This is a genomic window from Nonomuraea sp. NPDC050680, from assembly GCF_040654555.1.
Classification (GTDB): Bacteria; Actinomycetota; Actinomycetes; order Streptosporangiales; family Streptosporangiaceae; genus Nonomuraea.
The window spans coordinates 201305-219356 of record NZ_JBFAIF010000005.1 but is presented as its reverse complement, the minus strand read 5'-3'; the positions used below and the strand labels follow the sequence as shown (position 1 = coordinate 219356).

Sequence of the window (18052 nt, the reverse complement as noted above, 5' to 3'; positions counted from 1 at the left end):
CCTCTTACTTCCAGGCCTTCTTGGCCTCATCTTCGAGCTTGGTCTGCGCGCCCTTGATGTCGCTCGGGTTGCGCAGGAAGTCCTGCAGCACCTTCCACTCGCCCTTGCCGTCGGTGCCGCCGAAGGCGCTGGGCGCCAGGTCGGACATGTCATAACGGACGGCGTCACCGGCGGAGATGATCGTCTGCCCGAGCTGCTTGGTCAGCGGGTCCGGGTAGTTGTCGGGGGAGACGTTCTTGTTGGGCGACAGGTAGCCGGGCAGCTTGGCCCAGATCTCGCCGCCCTCCTTGGAGGCGAGGAACTGCAGCAGCGCCATGGCGCCGGGGGAGTCCTTCATCGCGACCGCCACGTCGCCGCCCAGCACGACCGGAGCGGTGTCACCGGACTTGGGGAACGGGATGATCTTGGCATCCTCGCCGACCTTGGCGCCGTCCTGCGTCGCCTGGGTGGCGACGAAGTCGGCCTCGATGACCATGGCCGCCTTCTTCTGGCCGAACACCTTGGTCACGCAGGTCGGGAAGTCGGTCTGCAGCGCGCCGGAGCTGCCGTCGAGGACGAACTCCTTCTTGCCCACGATCTGCTGGATCTTCTGCAGAGCCGTGGCCACGCTGGCGTCCGTCCACGGGATCTCGTGCTTGGCGAGCTTGTCGTAGTTCTCCGGGCCCGCGCTCGACAGGTAGACGTTCTCGAACAGGTCGGTCAGCGTCCAGCCGGAGGCGCCGCAGAGGGAGAACGGCGCCGTGCCGGAGTCGGCGATCGTCTGGGCCGCCTTGACCAGCTCGTCCCAGTTCGTCGGTGGCTGCACGCCCGCGTCCTCGAACGCCGGCGCGCGGTACCAGACCAGCGACTTGTGCGCGGCCTTGATCAGCACACCGTAGGGCTTGCCGTCGGCGGAGCCCAGCTCCTTCCAGTACGGCGTGTAGTTGGTGTCGATCTCCTTGGTGACCTCGGAGGTCAGCGGCTTCAGCGCGTTCTGCTTGGCGTACTGCTGCACCAGGCCCGGCTGCGGCAGGACCGCCACGTCGGGCGGGCTGCCGCCCTGGATGCGCGGGCCGAGGTAGGCGCCGGTGTCCTCACCGGTGGAGGCATAGGTGACCGTGGCGCCGGTCTTGTCGGAGAAAGCCTTGAGCACCTTTTCGAAGTTCTTCTGCTCCTCGCCGGTCCACTTGGCGGCGATCTCGAGCTTGACGCCCTGGAGCGTCTTGCCCCCGCCGTCGCTCGCCGGCGCCGAGCCCGACGCTGTGGGCTGGGTGGTCGTCGGCGCGTTTCCGCAGGCGGCGACCGCTACCGCGAGCCCGGCCAGGATCGCTGCTGCTCTGGCTTTTCGCATGGCTGCCTCACTGTGTGCTGATGATCTCTTGCAGTTCGGACTTCATGGAGACCGCGACGTCGTCGGCGGACTCGGTGTAGGGAGGGCTCAGCGCCTTGGCGACCGAGCTGGCGATCACCAGGCTGAGCTGGTTGTAGTTCGCGCTGACCGGCCGCGCCTTGGCGGCGAGGATGCTCTCCTTGAGTACGGGCAGGTAGGGGAAGCGCTTGATCAGGCCCGGGTCGTCGTAGAGCTCGGTCCACACCGGCGGGAACGAGCCGTCGGTGAGCACCCGCCGCTCGTTCTCCAGGCCAGTGAAGTAGCGGATGAACTCCTGGGCGGTGTGCTGGTGCTTGGAGTAGGCGCTGACGGCCAGGTTGACTCCGCCGAGCGTGCTCGACCCCGGGCCGTTGAGCCCGGGAAGCCTGGTCACCGCGAACTTGCCGCCGAGCTTGGCCGTCGCCGGCCCGTACGCGTGGGGCCAGTTGCGGGCGAAGGCCAGCCGCCCTTCCTGGAAGGCCAGGCGGGACTCCTCCTCCTTGTACGACAGCGACTCCTTGGGGATCCAGCCCTCGCGCAGGCCCTGGATGAGGAAGTCCAGCGCGATCCTGGCCTTGGCCGGGTCAAGGGTCACCTCCGTGCCGTCGGGGCTGAGTATCTGCCCGCCCGCCGACTGCACGGCCTCGGAGAAGTTCACGGTCAGCCCCTCGTACGCAAGGAACTGCCCGGCATAACCCTCGATGTCATGCTTTTTCGTCACCTCTAGGGCCTTTTCGCGAAGCTCCGCCCAGGTGCGCGGCGGTTTCTTGATCAGGTCCTTTCGGTAGTAGAGGAGGCCGGCATTGCTCGTGTACGGCACCGCCCAGAGCTTGTTCTTGTAGACCGCCGTGTCCACGACGGGCGGCAGGAGCCTGTCGAGCGGGAAGAGCCCGCGCTCCAGGGGGATGATCCAGCCGTTCTCCGCGAACTCGGCAGTCCACACCACGTCCAGCCCGAGCACGTCGTAGCGGTTGCTCCGGGCCTGGAGATTGGCCACCATCTGCGCGCGCTGCTCGTCGGCGGCCTCGGGCAGTTCGAGGAGCGTCACCTTCTCGGCCGGGTGGGCCTGGTTCCAGCGATCCAGCAGGGGTTGCAGGTACGCCGTCGTGTCGCGCCCGGTGGCGAAGGTGATCGGGCCGGTGCCGCCCGTGCCGGTATCGCCGCCGGCCTCGTCACCCGTCGCCGCGCACCCGGCCGCCAGGGAGACGGCCAGCATGATCGGCAACGAGCGATGCACCCGATGACCTCCCAGTTCAGAAGGATTACATTCGTGTTAGGTAGATGCATTCATGTTATGCACACATGTAATCTGGCGGTCAACGGAGAACCGCGTAACGCATCCGTAACACAAGGGGGAGGTGGGGCTTGCGGTTGCACCTGCTGGCGCTCCTGGCCAAGGAACCTGCCCACGGGTACGAGCTCAAACAGGCCCTTGAGCAGACCTTCGGCAGCGCCTATCCCTCTCCCAACATCGGCCAGATCTATGTGACCCTCGGCAGGCTGGAGAAGGACGGCCTGGTCAGGGCCGTTGACGTCGAACAGTCCAACCGGCCGAACAAGAAGGTCTACTACCTGACGGCCAAGGGCCGCGACGTGCTCACCACCTGGGTGGACGAGCCGACCGAGGGCCCGCGGGTGCGCGACGAGTTCTTCATGAAGCTCGTGCTGGCCCCGCTCACCGGCATCGCCGACCGGATGGCCCTCATCAACCGGCAGCGCCGGCACTATCTTTCGCTCATGAGCGACCTCAACGACCTCCTCGCCCGCACGGCGCCCGCCGACAGCGTGGCGATCCTGCTCATCGAGGGGGCCATGCTGCACCTCCAGGCCGACCTGGACTGGCTGGCACGGTGCCAGGAGGATCTGGCATGAGCGTGATCAAGACCGTCAACCTGGTGAAGATCTACTCCGACGGCGCGGTGCCCGTACCGGCTGTGCGAGGGGTGGATCTGCAGGTGGAGCCGGGCGAGTTCGTCGCGATCATGGGGCCGTCGGGGTCGGGCAAGTCGACACTGGTACATATGCTCGGCGGGTTGGACACCCGCACCAGCGGTGAGATCTGGCTCGACGACAAGCGCGTCGACACGCTGTCGGAGAGCGCCTGGGCGCTGCTGCGGCGCAAGAAGGTGGGCTTCGTCTTCCAGTTCTTCAACCTGGTCGCCAACATGACCGTGGCCGACAACGTGGAGCTGCCCGCGCTGCTGGCCGGGACCTCACCCCGGGACGCCCGCGAACGCCGCCAGAACCTCCTGGGCGCCCTCAACCTCACCGAACGCGCCGACGCCGCGCCCGGCCAGCTCTCCGGCGGCGAGCAGCAGCGGGTCGCGCTGGCCCGCGCGCTGGCCAACCAGCCGAGCGTGCTGCTGGCCGACGAGCCGACCGGCAACCTCGACAGCCGCAACACCCGCGACGTGCTCCGGCTGCTCAGCGACGTGCACAAGGACGGCCAGAGCATCGTCATGGTCACCCACGACGCCCGCGTGGCCGCCCTCGCGGACCGCCTGGTGTCGCTGTTCGACGGCACGATCGTCGACGACGGCCGGATCGCCCGCAGGCGTACGGGGACGGCCGGCGAGGTGATCGACCTCCGATGAGTACGGCCAGGGCGGGCAGCCGGTGGATCAGGGCCGACCTGCGGGCCAGGCGGGGCCAGGCGCTGCTCACCGTGCTCGCCGTGGCCGGGATCGTGGCCGCGCTGATCACCGCCGTCACCCTGCTGGAAGACGGCACCAACCCGTGGCGCAGCCTGTTCGCCCAGACCGACGGCGCCCACGTGTGGTTTTACACCAAGGACAGCCCCCAGGTCGGGCTGGGCGGCATCGACGGGGTCACCCAGACCGCCGGACCCTACAGATCCGCGCCCGTCACCGTGGTCCAGGACGGCAAGAAGGAGCCCGCGGCGCTGCGCGCGATGCCCGCCACGCCGCCCCGGGTGGCGCACCCGGTCGTGGCCGAGGGCCGCTGGCTCGACCCCGCCCAGTCCGACGGCGTGGTGGTCGAGCGCTCTTTCGCCAGGGCGCTACGGCTCAAGCTCGGCGACGCCTTCTCCATCATCGCGCTGAGCGGCGAGCGCCACACCCTGTACGTACGCGGCATCGCCGACTCCGCCGAGCAGGGCTTCTACCCCGAATGGACGCCCGGCCTGGCCTGGGTGCTGCCGGCGACGCTCGACCGGATCGAGCCCATGCTCGGCCGCAGCGAGTGGGTGACCGGCCTGCGCCTGGCCGACCCCGACGCCACCCAGGTCGTCTCCCAGCGCGTCGTGGTCATGCTGGAGGACCAGTTGCAGCGCGTCTACACCTGGCGCGAGGTACGGGCCGCGATGGAGCTCGACAACCGGCTGCTCGGCACGCTGCTGGCGCTGTTCGGCGTGGTCGGGCTGGTCGCCGCCGCCCTGGCGCTGGCCAACGCGGCCGGCGGGCGGGTGCTCGGCCAGCTGCGCGACCTGGCCACGCTCAAGTCGATGGGCTTCACCAGGGGCCAGGTCGCCCTGCTGCTCCTGGTCGAGCACGGCGCTCTCGGCCTGCTCGGCGTGGGCGTCGGCACGCTCGCCGGATGGGCGGTGACGGTGGCGGTGCTCGGCACGACCTCCGTCGCGCCCGTGCCCGTGCTGGCCATCGTCGGCGGAACCGCGCTGACCGTGCTCGCCGCGGTCGGGGTGCCCGCCTGGCGCGGCGGGCGCACGCCGCCCATCCCGGGCGCCCCCGCGGCGCCGCCGCGCGGCCACCTGTCCCGCCTGGCCAGGCTGGGCCTGCTCGTACGGCTGCCACCCGCGCTCATCCTCGGCACCCGCGACGCCTTCACCAGGCGGCTGCCCGCGTTCCTGACCGCGTTCGGCCTGGCCGTGCCGATGATGATGATCACGATCGGCCTCGGCGTCTGGGCCACGCTCGACAACTTCCTCAGCCACCCCGAGCAGGTCGGCCAGCACGCCAGCCTGTACGTCCGGCCGGGCAAGCTGGAGGCGGCCGACGCCCAGCGCATCGCCGAGTCCGACAGGGCCGTCCAGAGCGTCTACGCGGGCACCGACGTCAACGCCCTGGCCCCCGGCGCGGCCCGATCGGTCAGGGTCCGGGCCATCGGCAGCTCGGCCGACCCGTACCCGTTCCCGGTCGTCGAAGGCCGCATGTACGGCCAACCCGGCGAGGCCGTCGCGGGGCAGGGGCTGCTCAACCTGCTCGGCGCCAGGATCGGTGACCGGATCCGGCTGACCGTCGGCGGCTCGCCGCTGATCGTGCGGATCGTCGGCCGCACGGTGGAGCCCGACCTCGACGGCGAGGTGCTCTCCGTGGGGCTGGACAGCCTGGCGGCCAAGGACTCCGTGCCCCCCGAGTTCTACGCCCTCGCGCTGCGCAAGGGCGTCGATCCCGGCGAGGTGCGCGACAGGCTGCTGGCGGCCTCGGGGGAGAGCCTCGACGTGCAGCGGGTGGTCAACCCGGCCGACCGGCTGTCTGTCATCCGAGTGGTGATCGTGGCGCTGATCGCGGTGCTGGCGCTGATCGGCCTGGCGAACCTGCTCACGGCCAGCGCCCTGGGGCTGCGCGACCACGCGTTCGATCTGGCCGTGCTCAAGGCGATGGGGCTGACCCCGCGGCAGGTGATGGCCACCCTGGTGACGGGCACCGGGCTGCTGGTCGTGCTGGGCATCGTGGCCGGCACGGCGGCCGGGGCCTCGGTCGTGACCGGGCTGATCGACCTCCAGGGCTATACCAGCGGAGTCGGGGCGGGCATCGGCCGCCCGCCCTCGGTCCTCACGCTGATCGTCGCCGTGCTGGTCGCCGTGGGCGCGGCGCTCGCGGTCGCGCTCATCCCGGCCCGCCGCGCGGCCCGCGCCCAGGTGCCCGTCACCTCACGCTGAGGCACTCTCAAGTTTCTTGAGGTTCTTGAGCGCGAACCAGTAGAACCCGTGGCTCGGCAGCGTGAGCAGGTAGGGCAGCTCGCCGATCACCGGGAAGTGCACCCCGCCCCGCGCCTCCACCGGCGTCATGCCCGTGAAGCGGCGCAGGTCGAGCTCCACCGGCTGGGGATACTTCGACAGGTTGTTCACGCACAGCATGACGTCGTCGCCGTACTCGCGGACGTAGGTGAGCACGCTGTTGTTGGAGGACCACATTTCGGTGTAGGCGCCGAGGCCGAACACCGGGTGGCTGCGGCGGATCTCCAGCATCCGGCGGGTGAAGTGGAGCAGCGAGCCCTCGCTGCGCTGCTGCGCCTCGACATTGACCGCCTGGAAGCCGTAGATCGGGTCCATGACCGCGGGCAGGTAGAGACGCCCCGGGTCGGCGGAGGAGAAGCCGGCGTTGCGGTCGGGGCTCCACTGCATCGGCGTGCGCACCGCGTCGCGGTCCTCCAGCCAGATGTTGTCGCCCATGCCGATCTCGTCGCCGTAGTACATGATCGGCGAGCCCGGCAGGCTCAGCAGCAGGGCCGTGAACAGCTCGATCCGGTCCCTGTCGTTGTCCAGCAGCGGCGCGAGCCGGCGGCGGATGCCCAGGTAGGCCCGCATGCGCGGGTCCTTGGCGTACTCGCTGTGCATGTAGTCGCGCTCTTCCTCGGTCACCGTCTCGAGCGTGAGCTCGTCGTGGTTGCGCAGGAAGATGCCCCACTGGGCCGTGTCGGGCAGCTTGGGGGTGCGCGACATGATCTCCGAGATCGGCTCGCGCGTCTCCTTCTTGACCGCCATGTAGATGCGCGGCATGAGCGGGAAGTGGAAGGCCATGTGGCACTCGTCGCCGCCCACGGTGGGGTCGCCGAAGTACTCGACGACGTCCTCGGGCCAGCCGTTGGCCTCGGCCAGCAGCACCCGGTCCGGGTAGAGGCGGTCGACCTCGGCGCGGACCTTCTTCAGGTACGCGTGCGTCTCGGGCAGCCCCGCGCACGCCGTGCCCTCCCGCTCGAACAGGTAGGGCACCGCGTCCAGCCGGAAGCCGTCGATGCCGAGGTCCAGCCAGAAGCGCAGCACCTCCAGCATGGCCTCCTGCACAGCCGGGTTGTCATAGTTCAGGTCCGGCTGGTGGTGGAAGAAGCGGTGCCAGTAGTACTGCTTGCGCACGGGGTCATAGGTCCAGTTGGACTCTTCCGCGCCGATGAAGATGATCGGGGCGTCGGGAAAGCCGCTCGGCTCGTCGGACCACACGTAGAAGTCGCCGTACGGCCCTTCCGGGTCGTGCCGCGACGCCTGGAACCAGGGATGACGGTCACTCGTGTGGTTCATCACCAGGTCGGTGATGATCCGCAGCCCGCGCTCGTGCGCCGACTCGATCAGATGGACGAAATCCCCGAGGTCCCCGAAGTCCGGAAGGATCTTCATGTAGTCGGAAATGTCATACCCGCCATCGCGCAGCGGCGACTCGTACAAGGGCAGTAGCCAAAGGCAGTCGACGCCCAGCCATTCCAGATAGCCGAGCTTCTCCGTGAGACCACGCAGGTCTCCGGTGCCGTCGCCGTTGGAGTCCTTGAACCCTCGGACAAGAACCTCGTAGAACACCGCCCGCTTGTACCAGGAGGGATCTTCCGAGACGAACGCCTCGGAAATCGGCTCCGGTGTTGGGGATGCGTTGATCATATGTCGCTCACAGAAGGAGATGTGGGCAGGACGGAGTCACCGGTTTCCCCGGCGCTAACTAGCTGGTGACCGCGCCGCCTGAGGTCGTCATCCCTGCGAACCTCATGCCCTGAACGGACCGGATTTGTGACCCGGTGCCCGCTTGTGCGGCGCTTACGGGCCGAACACTACCAGCCCGTTGGCTTTCCGGAACCCGCTTGTGCTGTGCTCGAGTTAATACCCACGAGATCACTGTGTAACCGTGATGTTACCGAGAGTTCATCAGAAAGGGGACGATACATCACCGAGATCATTTTCGAAATCGCTCAGCCAGAGCCCGAAAAGCACCAGCCCCCGCACCCAGAACCGGTCGTTCCACCCGCTGAACCGGGTCAGCGCGTCGGGGCCGCCCGCGATGACCATGTGCAGCTCATCCGACAGCATTTCGGGCACCCTCGCGGCGACCGTCTCCAGCATGCGGTGCGCGTACGCCCGCGCGGGAGCGGCCGTGGAGCGCAGCGGGACCCGTAGCAGCGGCTGCTTGACCACGTTCGTGGACGGCAGGGCCGCCACCCGCGGGTTGGCGGCGTGCAGCACCTCGCGATAGAAGCGGCCCTTGTCTTTCCGGGCCACCCCTACCGACAACGCGGCGTCGAAGAAGTCGGGGTGGATGAACGGCGCCGCGAACGACGCCTCGGGCCCGACCAGGTTGACCGCCGAGCGGGCGATGCCCCGCACGGTGCGGGTGTGCAGCACCGACAGCGGCAGCTCGGCCCGGTGCCCGTGCAGCATGGAGGTCGCCGCGCCGAACTGCTCGCGCACCGCCTCCTCCATCCAGGCCTCGGCCGCCGCCGACAGGAACGGCTGTGACGGGGCACCGAGGGTGAGCGACTTCAGCACCGCGGCCGACCGCTCGGCCTGCGAGGTGGCCTCCAGCGCGGCGACGCTCACCATGAAGTTCTTCAGCAGCGGGCCGCCGGCCAGGCCGTCGACCAGCACCCGGCCCGCCCGCTGCACCTCCTTGGCGAACGGGGCGTACCAGGCGTGGTGCGGCGTCAGGTATTCGAGCCGGCGCGCCACCTCGCACGCGTCACCGGGGTAGTCGTCGGCGGACTGGGTGATCACCCGGTGCGAGATGCCCAGCTCGCGGGTGATGGAGCGGGCGAAGGCGATGTCGGTGTCGGTGCCCTCGTCGGGGCTGGTCGTCCAGGACTCCACGTCGAAGCCGCGCGCCCGTGCCACGCTGGCCAGCAGCCGCGAGTCGTAGCCGCCGCTGACCGGCACCAGCAGCTTGCGGCCGTCGTAGTCCTTGTAGACCTCGTGCAGCAGTTCGACGATCTCGTGGGCGCTGGTCCACCTCTCGTACGGCTCGCGGCGCAGCCAGCGCGGCAGCCCGCGCTCCGTGGCCAGCCGCTCGCCGTCGAACACCAGCGCGCTCGAGCCCGGCAGCCGCTTGATCCGCTGGTAGGGCGTCGCCTCGCCGAGCGGGAAGGTCACCTGGATGATCGAGGCCCAGGCCGACCAGTCGATCTCGATCGGGACCAGCGACAGCAACGGCTGGATCAGGGACGAGAAGTAGATCGCGTCGCCATGGCGTACGTAATAGACGTCGACCAGCCCGAGCGCGCCCGCGTGCAGCGTGATCCGCGGGCCGTCGCCGATCAGCCCCGGCACCTCGTAGGTCTCGGCGATGGACATCCAGCCGTCGAGAGCCGAGGGCCTGCGCTCACCCCAGGAGAACGCGAAGGAGCTCCCGGCGCGGTGATAGGGCGGCAGCGGCGTCGAGCTGTACAGCGCCGCCTCGGCCGTCTGGAGCGCCGGCCTGACCCGAGGCCCCGCGGCGGCGAGCTTGCCGAGTATGACGGTGTCGATCCGGCCGAGACCGCCGCAGACATAGGGCCGCACGTTGAACTGCACCGGATCTCATCCCTTCGAGCTGCTTCCCGCAAAAGAGTATCCTTTGCCGGGCTAGGAATCGGAGGTCTCGGTGAGCACTGAGCTGGAGAGCACTAGGCGAGCGCTGCGTGAGGCGATCGCCCAGGCCGAGCACGCGGCCGAGCTGGCCAGGCTGCTGGACGCGGCCCAGGCGCGGCTCGTGGAGGCCGAGCACCACGCCGCTGAGGCCAAGGCGCTCGCCGAGCGGCTCACCGACGCGGAGGAACGGCTGGAGAGCGAGCGCGCCGCCGCGGAGAAGCTCCGCAAGGAGCTGGCCGAGCAGCGCTTCCAAGCCGAGGTGGCCAACTGGAAGCTCACCTCGATCAAGGTGGCCCGCTGGAACCGGCTGGGCGATGCGATCAGGACCGGCAAGAGCAACCCGGTCCGTCTGGCCAGAGGTCTCAAGGGCGCCGCCAAACCGGTCAAACGACCCACCGCGCCCAAGCGCAAGCCGGTCGCCGCCGCGGCTCAGGGCAAGGACGAGCGGCCGGGCGCCGCCTACCAGGCCACCACCTCCACGCGTACGCTCAACGGCGCCTCGTTCAAGCTCAAGCCGTTCCGCGTGCCCACCGGGCCCAACACCCGCCCGCACATCACCGCCGCGGTGATCGCCGACCCGCACACCGAGGCGTTGCTGCGCTACGAGTGGCGGCAGACCACCGGCTTCACGCCGCGCGACTTCGCCAGGGTGCTGCCGCTGGAGGTGCCGCACCTGCTCGTGGTCGAGTCGGTCACCCAGGGTCCGTGGGCCGAGGAGATCACCGGCGAGCCCGGCGAGGGGCTCAAGGCGCTGCTGGCCTGGTGCGCCGAGCGGGGCATCCGCACGGTGTTCTGGCACACGCAGGGTGACGTGACCCCCTATATGGCCGCCGCCGAGCTGTTCGAGCATCGCTTCACCAACGACCTCACCGTGGGCTGGCCGCGCCTGCACTTCGGGGTGCAGCCACGGGTGCACAACCCGATCCCGCTTTCGGGCGGCCGCATCGACCGGGTGCTCACACTCGACCAGCTGCTACCCGCGCACCTGACCTACCCCGACGTGCTGACCTCCTACCGCTGGCCCGCCGCCGTCGACTGCCCGCCCGGCACCCCGCAGTGGGTGCTGGCCGAGCTCGCGGCCTGCAACACCTCGATCGGCACCGAGCCCGACGCGCGCCGCGCGCACGCGGCCCTGCGCCGCGCCCACGCCACCGGCACGATGTCCGAGCGGACCGACGAGCTGCTGGAGGCCATCGGCCTGCCCGCCGTACGCGCCACGCTCAACGTCTCAGTGCTGCTGCCGGTGCCCGACTCGGCGCTGCTGGAACACGCGCTGGCCCAGGTGGCCAGGCAGTCGGGGGTCACCCAGGCGGTGGTGTTCGCCTGGCGCGGGGCCGAGCAGCGCGTCCGCGAGGCCCTGCCGGGCGTCGACGTGGTCTTCCGCGACCTCGACCCGGCCGCCAGCACGGGCGCCATGCTCAACCACGGCCTCGACCTGTGCGAGGCCGACCTGGTCGCGGTGATGGACCCGCGCGACGTCTACGGCGCCCACTATCTGACCGACCTGCGCAGGGCGTTCCTGTTCAGCACGGCCGACATCGTCGGCAAGGCCGCCTTCTACGCCCACCTCCGCAAGCCGCAGGCGACGCTGCTCAAGCAGCCGGACGCCGAATACTCCTACCTGCCGGAGGTCGCCGGCGCCACGCTGCTGGCCCGTCGCAACACGCTGCGCGAACTCGGCTTCGCCGACCTCACGGACGGGTGGGACGAGGTACTGATGCGGCAGTGCCGGACGGACGGGATCAAGGTGTTCTCGGCCGACCGGTTCGGCTATGTGCGAGTACGCGAGGAGGACCGGTGGCTGCTGGGGGCCGCCCAACTGGTCGAGTACGGCTCCGCCGAGCCGCACGCGCTCATCTAGCGTCCAGAGCCGTCCTGTGACGCCGGAGCAGCTCGCCGAGGTGCTGGGGGAGCCGCCGGTGCCGGAGGGGACGTGGGAGCGGGAGGCGGTCTACGTCTCGGCCGCCGCGCTCCGTCGCGGCCTGCCCCCTGCCTCACTGGCGGCGCGCGTCTCCGGCGAGGTGCTGGACAACGGGTTTCTGCGGATCGTCGTCGACGTACCAGGGACACTGGTGGACTCTGTGGAGCCGCTCGACCTACCGGAGGACCCCTGGCCGGACTTCCCCCGCACGTGGGCGAACCCGGGCTTCGTCGTGCGCTACGGCCACGCGCGGGCGGCGGCCGTCCAGCGGTGGGCGCGCGACCTGGGCGTCCCGGCCGGGCCGTTCCGGCCGGAGCTGCTCGCCGATCCGCGTGACCGCGCCGTGCTGCGGGTGCTGGCCGAGCTGCCGGGGCGGCGGCTGAGCAGGTCTCCGGGGTGGGAGCCCTATCTGGTACGGCTGGCGACGGCGTACCACGACGCCCATGAGCTGGCCCCTGCCGTACCCGTGGGAGACGATGCGCCCGCACCGGTGCACACGGCGCGCGTCCGGCTGGCGGCGGCGGTGCTCAAGGTGTTGCCGGGACCGGAGCGTCTGTGATTGGCAAAATATCCGGCCAAAGGGCGAAAAATCGTAAAAATATCCCTCTTGGAGCTTGATCGCGTCTCGATACGTGGGCAGCGGGTCCGGGCGGTTCGACGGTTCCGATAGCCTCGTTCGGGTGAGTCGATTCGTCCATCCCGCCGGGGACCGGCACGCAGAGATGCTGCCCCACGAGCGCCCGCCGCTGGCGCCCGCCGACCTCAACCGGATCAATCCCTCGATCTGGCCGCGAACGTCGAGCCGGACCGATGGCGCGCTCACGATCGGCGGCGTGGACGTCCGCGATCTGGCCCGCGACCACGGCACGCCCCTCTTCGTGTTCGACGAGGACGACGTGCGCTCGCGCATGCGCGACTACGCCACGGCCTTCGCGGGCTCCGAGGTCCACTACGCCGGCAAGGCGTTCCTGTGCAAGGAGATCGTCCGCTGGCTCCATGACGAGGGCCTCGGCCTCGACGTGGCCAGCGGTGGCGAGCTGGCGGTGGCGCTCAGCGTCGGCTTCCCGGCCGCGCGCATCACGCTGCACGGCAACAACAAGTCGGCCGCCGAGCTGTCCAGGGCGCTGGAGGCGGGCGTCGGGCACATCGTCGTCGACTCCTACGAGGAGATCGCCCGGCTCGGGTTCCTCTCCGAGAAGCACGGCACGCGGCCCAAGGTCATGATCCGGGTGACGACCGGGGTCGAGGCGCACACGCACGAGTTCATCGCCACCGCGCACGACGACCAGAAGTTCGGCCTGTCGCTCAACACCGGAGCCGCCGCCGAGGCCGTACGCCGCATCCTCGCGCTGCCCGCGCTGGAGCTCGTCGGGCTCCACTCGCACATCGGCTCGCAGATCGTCGACACGGCCGGGTTCGAGGTGGCGGCGCGCCGCCTGGCCACGCTGCTCGTGCAGATCAAGGACGAGCACGACGTGGTGCTGCCCGAGCTCGACCTGGGCGGCGGCTACGGCATCGCCTACGTCGAGGGTGACGAGGCCCCCGACATCAAGGAGATCGCCGACGGCCTGCGCGAGATCGTCAGCAAGGTCTGCACCGACGCCGGGCTGCCGGTGCCGAGGCTGACCGTGGAGCCCGGCCGCACCATCGTCGGGCCCGGCGGGATCACGCTCTACGAGGTCGGGACCGTCAAGGACGTCGAGGGGCTGCGCACGTACGTCAGCGTCGACGGCGGCATGAGCGACAACGTGCGCACCGCGCTGTACGGAGCCGAATACACCGCCGTGCTGGCCAGTCGCGAGAGCTCCGCCGAGCCCATGCTCAGCCGCCTGGTCGGCAAGCACTGCGAGAGCGGCGACATCATCGTGCGTGACTGCTTCCTGCCCGCCGACCTCGCGCCGGGTGACCTGATCGCCGTGGCGGCCACCGGGGCCTACTGCCGGTCGCTGGCCAGCAACTACAACTACCTGCCCAAGCCCGCCGTGGTGTCCGTCACCGGCGGCGAGGCGCGCGTCATCGTGCGGGGCGAGACCGAGGACGACCTGTTGAGGGGGCAGTTGTGAAACCGCTGAAAGTGGCCCTGCTGGGCTGCGGGGTGGTGGGCTCGCAGGTCATCCGGCTGATCCACGAGCAGGGTGACGACCTGGCCGCCCGCATCGGGGCGCCGCTGGAGCTGGCCGGTGTGGCCGTACGCCGGCTGGGCCGCAAGCGCGACGTCGAGGTGGCCCCCGAGCTCCTGACCACCGACGCCGACTCGCTGGTCACCCGCGACGACGTCGACATCGTGATCGAGGTCATCGGCGGCATCGAGCCCGCCCGCTCGCTGATCGTGTCCGCCCTGTCCAGCGGCAAGTCGGTCGTCACCGCCAACAAGGCCCTGCTCGCCGAGGACGGCGCCACCCTGCACGAGGCCGCCCGCGCGGGCGGCGGCGACCTCTACTTCGAGGCCAGCGTGGCCGGAGCCATCCCGCTGCTGCGCCCGCTGCGCGAATCACTGGCCGGCGACCACGTCGAACAGGTCCTCGGCATCGTCAACGGCACCACCAACTACATCCTCGACAAGATGGACTCCACGGGCGCCTCGTTCACCGACGCCCTGGAGGAGGCCCAGACGCTCGGCTACGCCGAAGCCGACCCCACGGCCGACATCGAGGGCTTCGACGCCGCCGCCAAGGCCGCGATCCTGGCCGGCCTGGCCTTCCACAGCCGGGTGACGGCGGAAGAGGTGCACCGCGAGGGCATCACCGAGATCACCGCCACCGACGTGGCCTCGGCCAAGGCCATGGGCTACGTCATCAAACTGCTGGCCATCTGCGCCCGCTCCGACGACGGCCGCTCGATCGGCGTCCGCGTACACCCGGCGATGATCCCCCGGACACACCCGCTGGCCGGGGTGGGAGAGGCGTACAACGCGGTCTTCGTGGAGGCGGCGTCGGCGGGACAGCTCATGTTCTACGGCAAGGGCGCGGGCGGCGCACCGACGGCCTCGGCCGTGCTCGGCGACCTGGTGGCGGTGGCCCGCAACCGCCTGGCGGGCACGCGCGGCCCCTCGGAGTCGACCTACGCCGACCTGCCCGTGCACCCCATGGGGGAGACCGTCACGCGCTGCCACGTGGCACTGGACGTGGCGGACAAGCCAGGCGTGCTGGCCCGGGTGGCGGACCTGTTCGCCAAACACGACGTATCCATCCAGACGGTACGCCAGGAGGGCCACGGCGACGACGCCCAACTCGTCATCGTGACCCACCGGGCAACGGACGCGGCGCTGACGGCCACCATGGAGGGCCTACGGGACCTCGACATCGTCCGGGCCGTGGCCAGCGTGATGCGGGTCGAGGGCGACCTCTGACAGGCATGGTCCTCCCCTTTGGGCGCTTCGCGCTCTGAGGGGCGGACCTTTGGCCTGAGCGCGTCCGACAGCAGTCGGCTGGGATCACCTCGGCAGGTAACCGGCTCCGTTGACTTCGGAATTTGTTCCGAAGTAGATTTGCGGTATGGCCACTCCGACCGTGCCTTTCTCCGACCTCTCGAAGCACTCCAAACGAGTCGCCGACGCGCTCGACCGAGTGCACCGGTTGCATGTCAAGCGCCGCGACGGCGAAGACCTGTACATCACCACCGCGCGGCACGATCGGGAGCGCGAGGAGACGGCCGATGTCGTGTCACGTCTGCTTGCCGCACTGGTCGCCAGCGATGAGGGGGCTCGGGCGGTCGAACGTTCGCTACCGGTGGTCTTCCCGTGGGTCCGCCATCTTTCGCATGACGAGCGTCAGGAATTCGTCCGTGACATCGTCGACGCCACTCGCGATGTCGTCGATCTCGACGTGCATGCCACATTGCATCGAATGACGGCTGAATGGCGGGCGACCGCCCGAATCCTTGCCGATCCCGCCCTGGCGGCGCAGGCGGCCCGGCCGCTGCCCGATGAGGACCACGGCGAGGTATTCGCACCGTGAGCCCAAAGCGCGGAGATGACGTGGCACCACCCCCGGTGGGTGCCGAATGGCGGGTGCGGTTCGCCACAAACGATGCCGCCAAGGGGTGGGGAGACTTGTGCTCGCAGGCCCCCGGCAACACGCGTCGCTGTTTCGACGCGCTACGGAACGATCCGTTGTCACAGAAGGATCCTGACCGGCAGCATCGGCTTCGTGGGCGGCTGTCAACTGGCACGTTCGGCGACCGGGATCATCCACAGTGGGAGGATGAGGTCACCTCAGGCGGGCGAGTGCGCTACTTGGTTGACGAAGAACGGCGTTCTGTCTACCTCGTCTACGCCTCCACTCGGCATCCTAAGGACACCGACGCGTAGGTGGGATCGGTGAGAGCTGTTGCGTCGAGTGGGCCGTCACGCAACCTACAGCTCTGATCGTCATGCGATAGTTGCGGGTCGCAGTGCCTGCCGTTCGGCGTGATCGTGGTTGAGCCCAGTGCGTGCGTGGAGAGCAGACGGCCGTCGGCGCTGAACCGCACATGGTCCTCGCTGCGCTCGGGCGTCCTGTGTTCGGGAGGGCTCCGTCCTCCTGAACACAGGCGGACCTTTGGCCTGAGCGCGTCCGATGGCAGGCTGGGCGCGACGACGTAGGACTTACTCGTCCAGAGTGCCGCAGCTGATCAAGCGGATGAATGGTGGAAGTAGTGCCCCTTGTCGAGGTCGTCGATGAGTCCGGGGTGGGTCGGCTGCCATCCCAGTAGCTCGCGGGTCAGCGTGCTCGAGGCCGGACTGTCGGCCGCGAGGAAACCGGCCAGCCAGGTGAAGTGCTCGCCCGCGCTCTCCGGCGAGATGGCGGCCACCGGGATGCCGAGATGCCGGCCGATCACTTCGGCGATCGCGCGGATCGGCACGCCCTCGTCGGCGACAGGGTGCAGCGCCGAACCCGCCGGGGCCTGCTCCAGCGCCAGGCGGAACAGGTGGGCGGCGTCGACCCGGTGCACGGCGGGCCAGCGGTTGGCCCCATCGCCGATGTAGCCGGAGACGCCCTTGTCGCGGGCGATGCCGACTATGGCTGCCATGAAGCCGTAGTCTCCTTCGCCGTGCACTGTCGGGGGGAGCCGCAGCACCGACGAGCGAACGCCGCGGGAGGCGAGGGCGAGCGTCAGCTGCGCGGTGGCCAGACGAGCCCGCGGACCGCTGCCCAGATGCGCCATCTCCGATGCGGGACCATGCCCGTCCCGTTCGGTCGCCACCCGCCCAGGTGTCAGCCCGATCATTCCGGAGGCGAGGACGAACGGTCGATCGGAACCCGCGAGCGCCTCGCCCATCGTCTCGACGGCGCGACGGTCCGCGTCGACGGCGCCCTGGAAGTTTCCAGAGAAGGCGAGGTCGTGCTTGAACGCGAGGTGGATCACGCCGTCCGACGCGGCGGCCGCGCTCCGCAGGCCGTCGAGATCATCGAGTGTGCCGCGATGCACCTGCGCCCCGGCCGCGGTGAGGGCGGCGGCCGAAGCGTCCGAGCGCGCCAGCCCGGTGACCTGATGGCCCGCGCCGATGAGCTCGGGAACGACGGCGGAGCCGATCCAGCCGGACGCGCCGGTGACGAAAACACGCATGAGAAAACCTCCGGGTAAGTCGGCCTTCTTGGGCACAGGGTGTGCTTGAGCGGCCGACTGATGTCAGTTGCTGTCATCACAGTAGCAAGCATGTCAGTCGCTGTCATCACGGTACGATCGAGGGCATGGGGCGATGGGAGCCGAACGCGCGCGGCCGGCTGGAGCAAGCGGCAATGGAGCTGTACGGCGAACGCGGCTACGAGCAGACCACGGTGGCGGAGATCGCCAACCGCGCCGGGCTCACGGAGCGAACGTTCTTCCGGCACTTCGCCGACAAGCGCGAGGTCCTGTTCTGGGGCGGGGGCGCGCTGCAAGAGCTCCTCGTGAGCTCCGTCGCCGATGCCCCTGAGTCCACAGCGCCGATCGACGCGGTTGCCGCAGCCTTCGAGGGCGCCGGCGCCCGGCTTCAGGAGCGCCGCGAACACTCCCGGCAGCGCCAGGCCATCATCACCGCGAACGCGGAGCTGCGAGAGCGTGAGCTGATCAAGCTCGCGTCATTCGCCTCGGCGCTCGCCGACGCGTTGCGCCGGCGTGGCGTCGCGGACACGGCCGCGAGCCTGGCCGCCGAGGTGGGGATCGCGGTCTTCAGGGTCGCGTTCGAGCGCTGGATCGACACCGGCCAGCCAGACTTCCCGCAACTCATCCGAGAATCATTCGACGAACTGAAGGTCGTGACCGGTCACGGCAGGCGCCGCGATCTCGACCGCTGAATGGCGGG

At 69.7% G+C, this 18052-nt stretch carries 14 protein-coding genes; 9 read left to right on the top strand and 5 right to left on the bottom strand.

Annotation, left to right across the window (positions count from 1 at the left end; genetic code table 11):
• Positions 1 to 4 precede the first annotated feature (4 nt).
• Entirely contained in the window at positions 5 to 1330 is a 1326-nt protein-coding gene (locus tag AB0H88_RS20950) for an extracellular solute-binding protein (protein WP_357646764.1), read from the bottom strand.
• A gap of 7 nt (positions 1331 to 1337) precedes the next feature.
• Positions 1338 to 2585 carry an ABC transporter substrate-binding protein gene (locus AB0H88_RS20945; RefSeq protein WP_357646763.1) on the bottom strand — a complete coding sequence of 416 codons (1248 nt, stop codon included), beginning with the start codon at positions 2583 to 2585 and terminating at the stop codon, positions 1338 to 1340.
• A 128-nt stretch (positions 2586 to 2713) separates the two neighbouring features.
• On the opposite strand from AB0H88_RS20945, the gene AB0H88_RS20940 reads away from it, so the two are divergent.
• Genes AB0H88_RS20940 through AB0H88_RS20930 form a run of 3 tightly spaced genes read left to right on the top strand, consistent with a single transcriptional unit; the run spans position 2714 to position 6206 of the window.
• Positions 2714 to 3220, top strand: a complete 507-nt coding sequence (locus AB0H88_RS20940) for a PadR family transcriptional regulator (RefSeq protein ID WP_357646761.1) — start codon at positions 2714 to 2716, stop codon at positions 3218 to 3220.
• Positions 3217 to 3942 carry an ABC transporter ATP-binding protein gene (locus AB0H88_RS20935; RefSeq protein WP_357646759.1) on the top strand — a complete coding sequence of 242 codons (726 nt, stop codon included), beginning with the start codon at positions 3217 to 3219 and terminating at the stop codon, positions 3940 to 3942. The genes AB0H88_RS20940 and AB0H88_RS20935 overlap by 4 nt, the downstream gene beginning before the upstream one ends.
• Positions 3939 to 6206 carry an FtsX-like permease family protein gene (locus AB0H88_RS20930; protein ID WP_357646758.1) on the top strand — a complete coding sequence of 756 codons (2268 nt, stop codon included), beginning with the start codon at positions 3939 to 3941 and terminating at the stop codon, positions 6204 to 6206. Before AB0H88_RS20935 ends, AB0H88_RS20930 begins: the two co-directional genes overlap by 4 nt.
• Here the strand turns inward: AB0H88_RS20930 and treS are convergent.
• Positions 6198 to 7913, bottom strand: a complete 1716-nt coding sequence (treS, locus tag AB0H88_RS20925) for a maltose alpha-D-glucosyltransferase (RefSeq protein WP_357646756.1) — start codon at positions 7911 to 7913, stop codon at positions 6198 to 6200. The genes AB0H88_RS20930 and treS overlap by 9 nt on opposite strands.
• A 261-nt stretch (positions 7914 to 8174) precedes the next feature.
• The gene (locus AB0H88_RS20920; RefSeq protein WP_357646754.1) at positions 8175 to 9809 is read right to left on the bottom strand and encodes an asparagine synthetase B family protein; all 1635 of its coding nucleotides are present in this window, start codon (positions 9807 to 9809) and stop codon (positions 8175 to 8177) included.
• A gap of 70 nt (positions 9810 to 9879) precedes the next feature.
• Here AB0H88_RS20920 and AB0H88_RS20915 point away from each other — a divergent pair, with 70 nt between their 5' ends.
• From AB0H88_RS20915 to AB0H88_RS20895, 5 genes are all read left to right on the top strand, one after another.
• Positions 9880 to 11727 (top strand): hypothetical protein, encoded by a 1848-nt coding sequence (locus AB0H88_RS20915; RefSeq protein ID WP_357646752.1) that lies wholly within the window; start codon positions 9880 to 9882, stop codon positions 11725 to 11727.
• Between the two features lie 16 nt (positions 11728 to 11743).
• Positions 11744 to 12346: an anticodon-binding protein gene (locus tag AB0H88_RS20910; protein WP_357646751.1), complete on the top strand. Its 603-nt coding sequence runs from the start codon at positions 11744 to 11746 to the stop codon at positions 12344 to 12346.
• Positions 12347 to 12467: 121 nt separating this feature from the next.
• Complete coding sequence (lysA, locus tag AB0H88_RS20905) at positions 12468 to 13850, top strand: diaminopimelate decarboxylase (protein WP_357646749.1); 1383 nt, start codon at positions 12468 to 12470, stop codon at positions 13848 to 13850.
• Positions 13847 to 15136, top strand: a complete 1290-nt coding sequence (locus AB0H88_RS20900) for a homoserine dehydrogenase (RefSeq protein WP_357646747.1) — start codon at positions 13847 to 13849, stop codon at positions 15134 to 15136. Before lysA ends, AB0H88_RS20900 begins: the two co-directional genes overlap by 4 nt.
• Positions 15137 to 15281: 145 nt before the next feature.
• Entirely contained in the window at positions 15282 to 15743 is a 462-nt protein-coding gene (locus AB0H88_RS20895) for a hypothetical protein (RefSeq protein ID WP_357646745.1), read from the top strand.
• 655 nt (positions 15744 to 16398) lie between these two features.
• Here AB0H88_RS20895 and AB0H88_RS20890 read toward each other — a convergent pair.
• Entirely contained in the window at positions 16399 to 17334 is a 936-nt protein-coding gene (locus AB0H88_RS20890; RefSeq protein WP_357646743.1) for an SDR family oxidoreductase, read from the bottom strand.
• Positions 17335 to 17459: 125 nt separating this feature from the next.
• Between AB0H88_RS20890 and AB0H88_RS20885 the strand changes: the two genes are divergently transcribed.
• Positions 17460 to 18044, top strand: coding sequence for a TetR family transcriptional regulator (locus AB0H88_RS20885; protein ID WP_357646741.1), 585 nt, complete (start codon positions 17460 to 17462; stop codon positions 18042 to 18044).
• The last annotated feature ends 8 nt before the right edge of the window (positions 18045 to 18052 follow it).

Coding starts and splice junctions, on each gene's coding strand:
- AB0H88_RS20950 (WP_357646764.1), bottom strand. CDS start 1,330: ATGCGAAAAGCCAGAGCAGCAGCGATCCTGGCCGGGCTCGCGGTAGCG.
- AB0H88_RS20935 (WP_357646759.1), top strand. CDS start 3,217: ATGAGCGTGATCAAGACCGTCAACCTGGTGAAGATCTACTCCGACGGC.
- AB0H88_RS20930 (WP_357646758.1), top strand. CDS start 3,939: ATGAGTACGGCCAGGGCGGGCAGCCGGTGGATCAGGGCCGACCTGCGG.
- treS (WP_357646756.1), bottom strand. CDS start 7,913: ATGATCAACGCATCCCCAACACCGGAGCCGATTTCCGAGGCGTTCGTC.
- AB0H88_RS20895 (WP_357646745.1), top strand. CDS start 15,282: ATGGCCACTCCGACCGTGCCTTTCTCCGACCTCTCGAAGCACTCCAAA.
- AB0H88_RS20890 (WP_357646743.1), bottom strand. CDS start 17,334: ATGCGTGTTTTCGTCACCGGCGCGTCCGGCTGGATCGGCTCCGCCGTC.
- AB0H88_RS20885 (WP_357646741.1), top strand. CDS start 17,460: ATGGGGCGATGGGAGCCGAACGCGCGCGGCCGGCTGGAGCAAGCGGCA.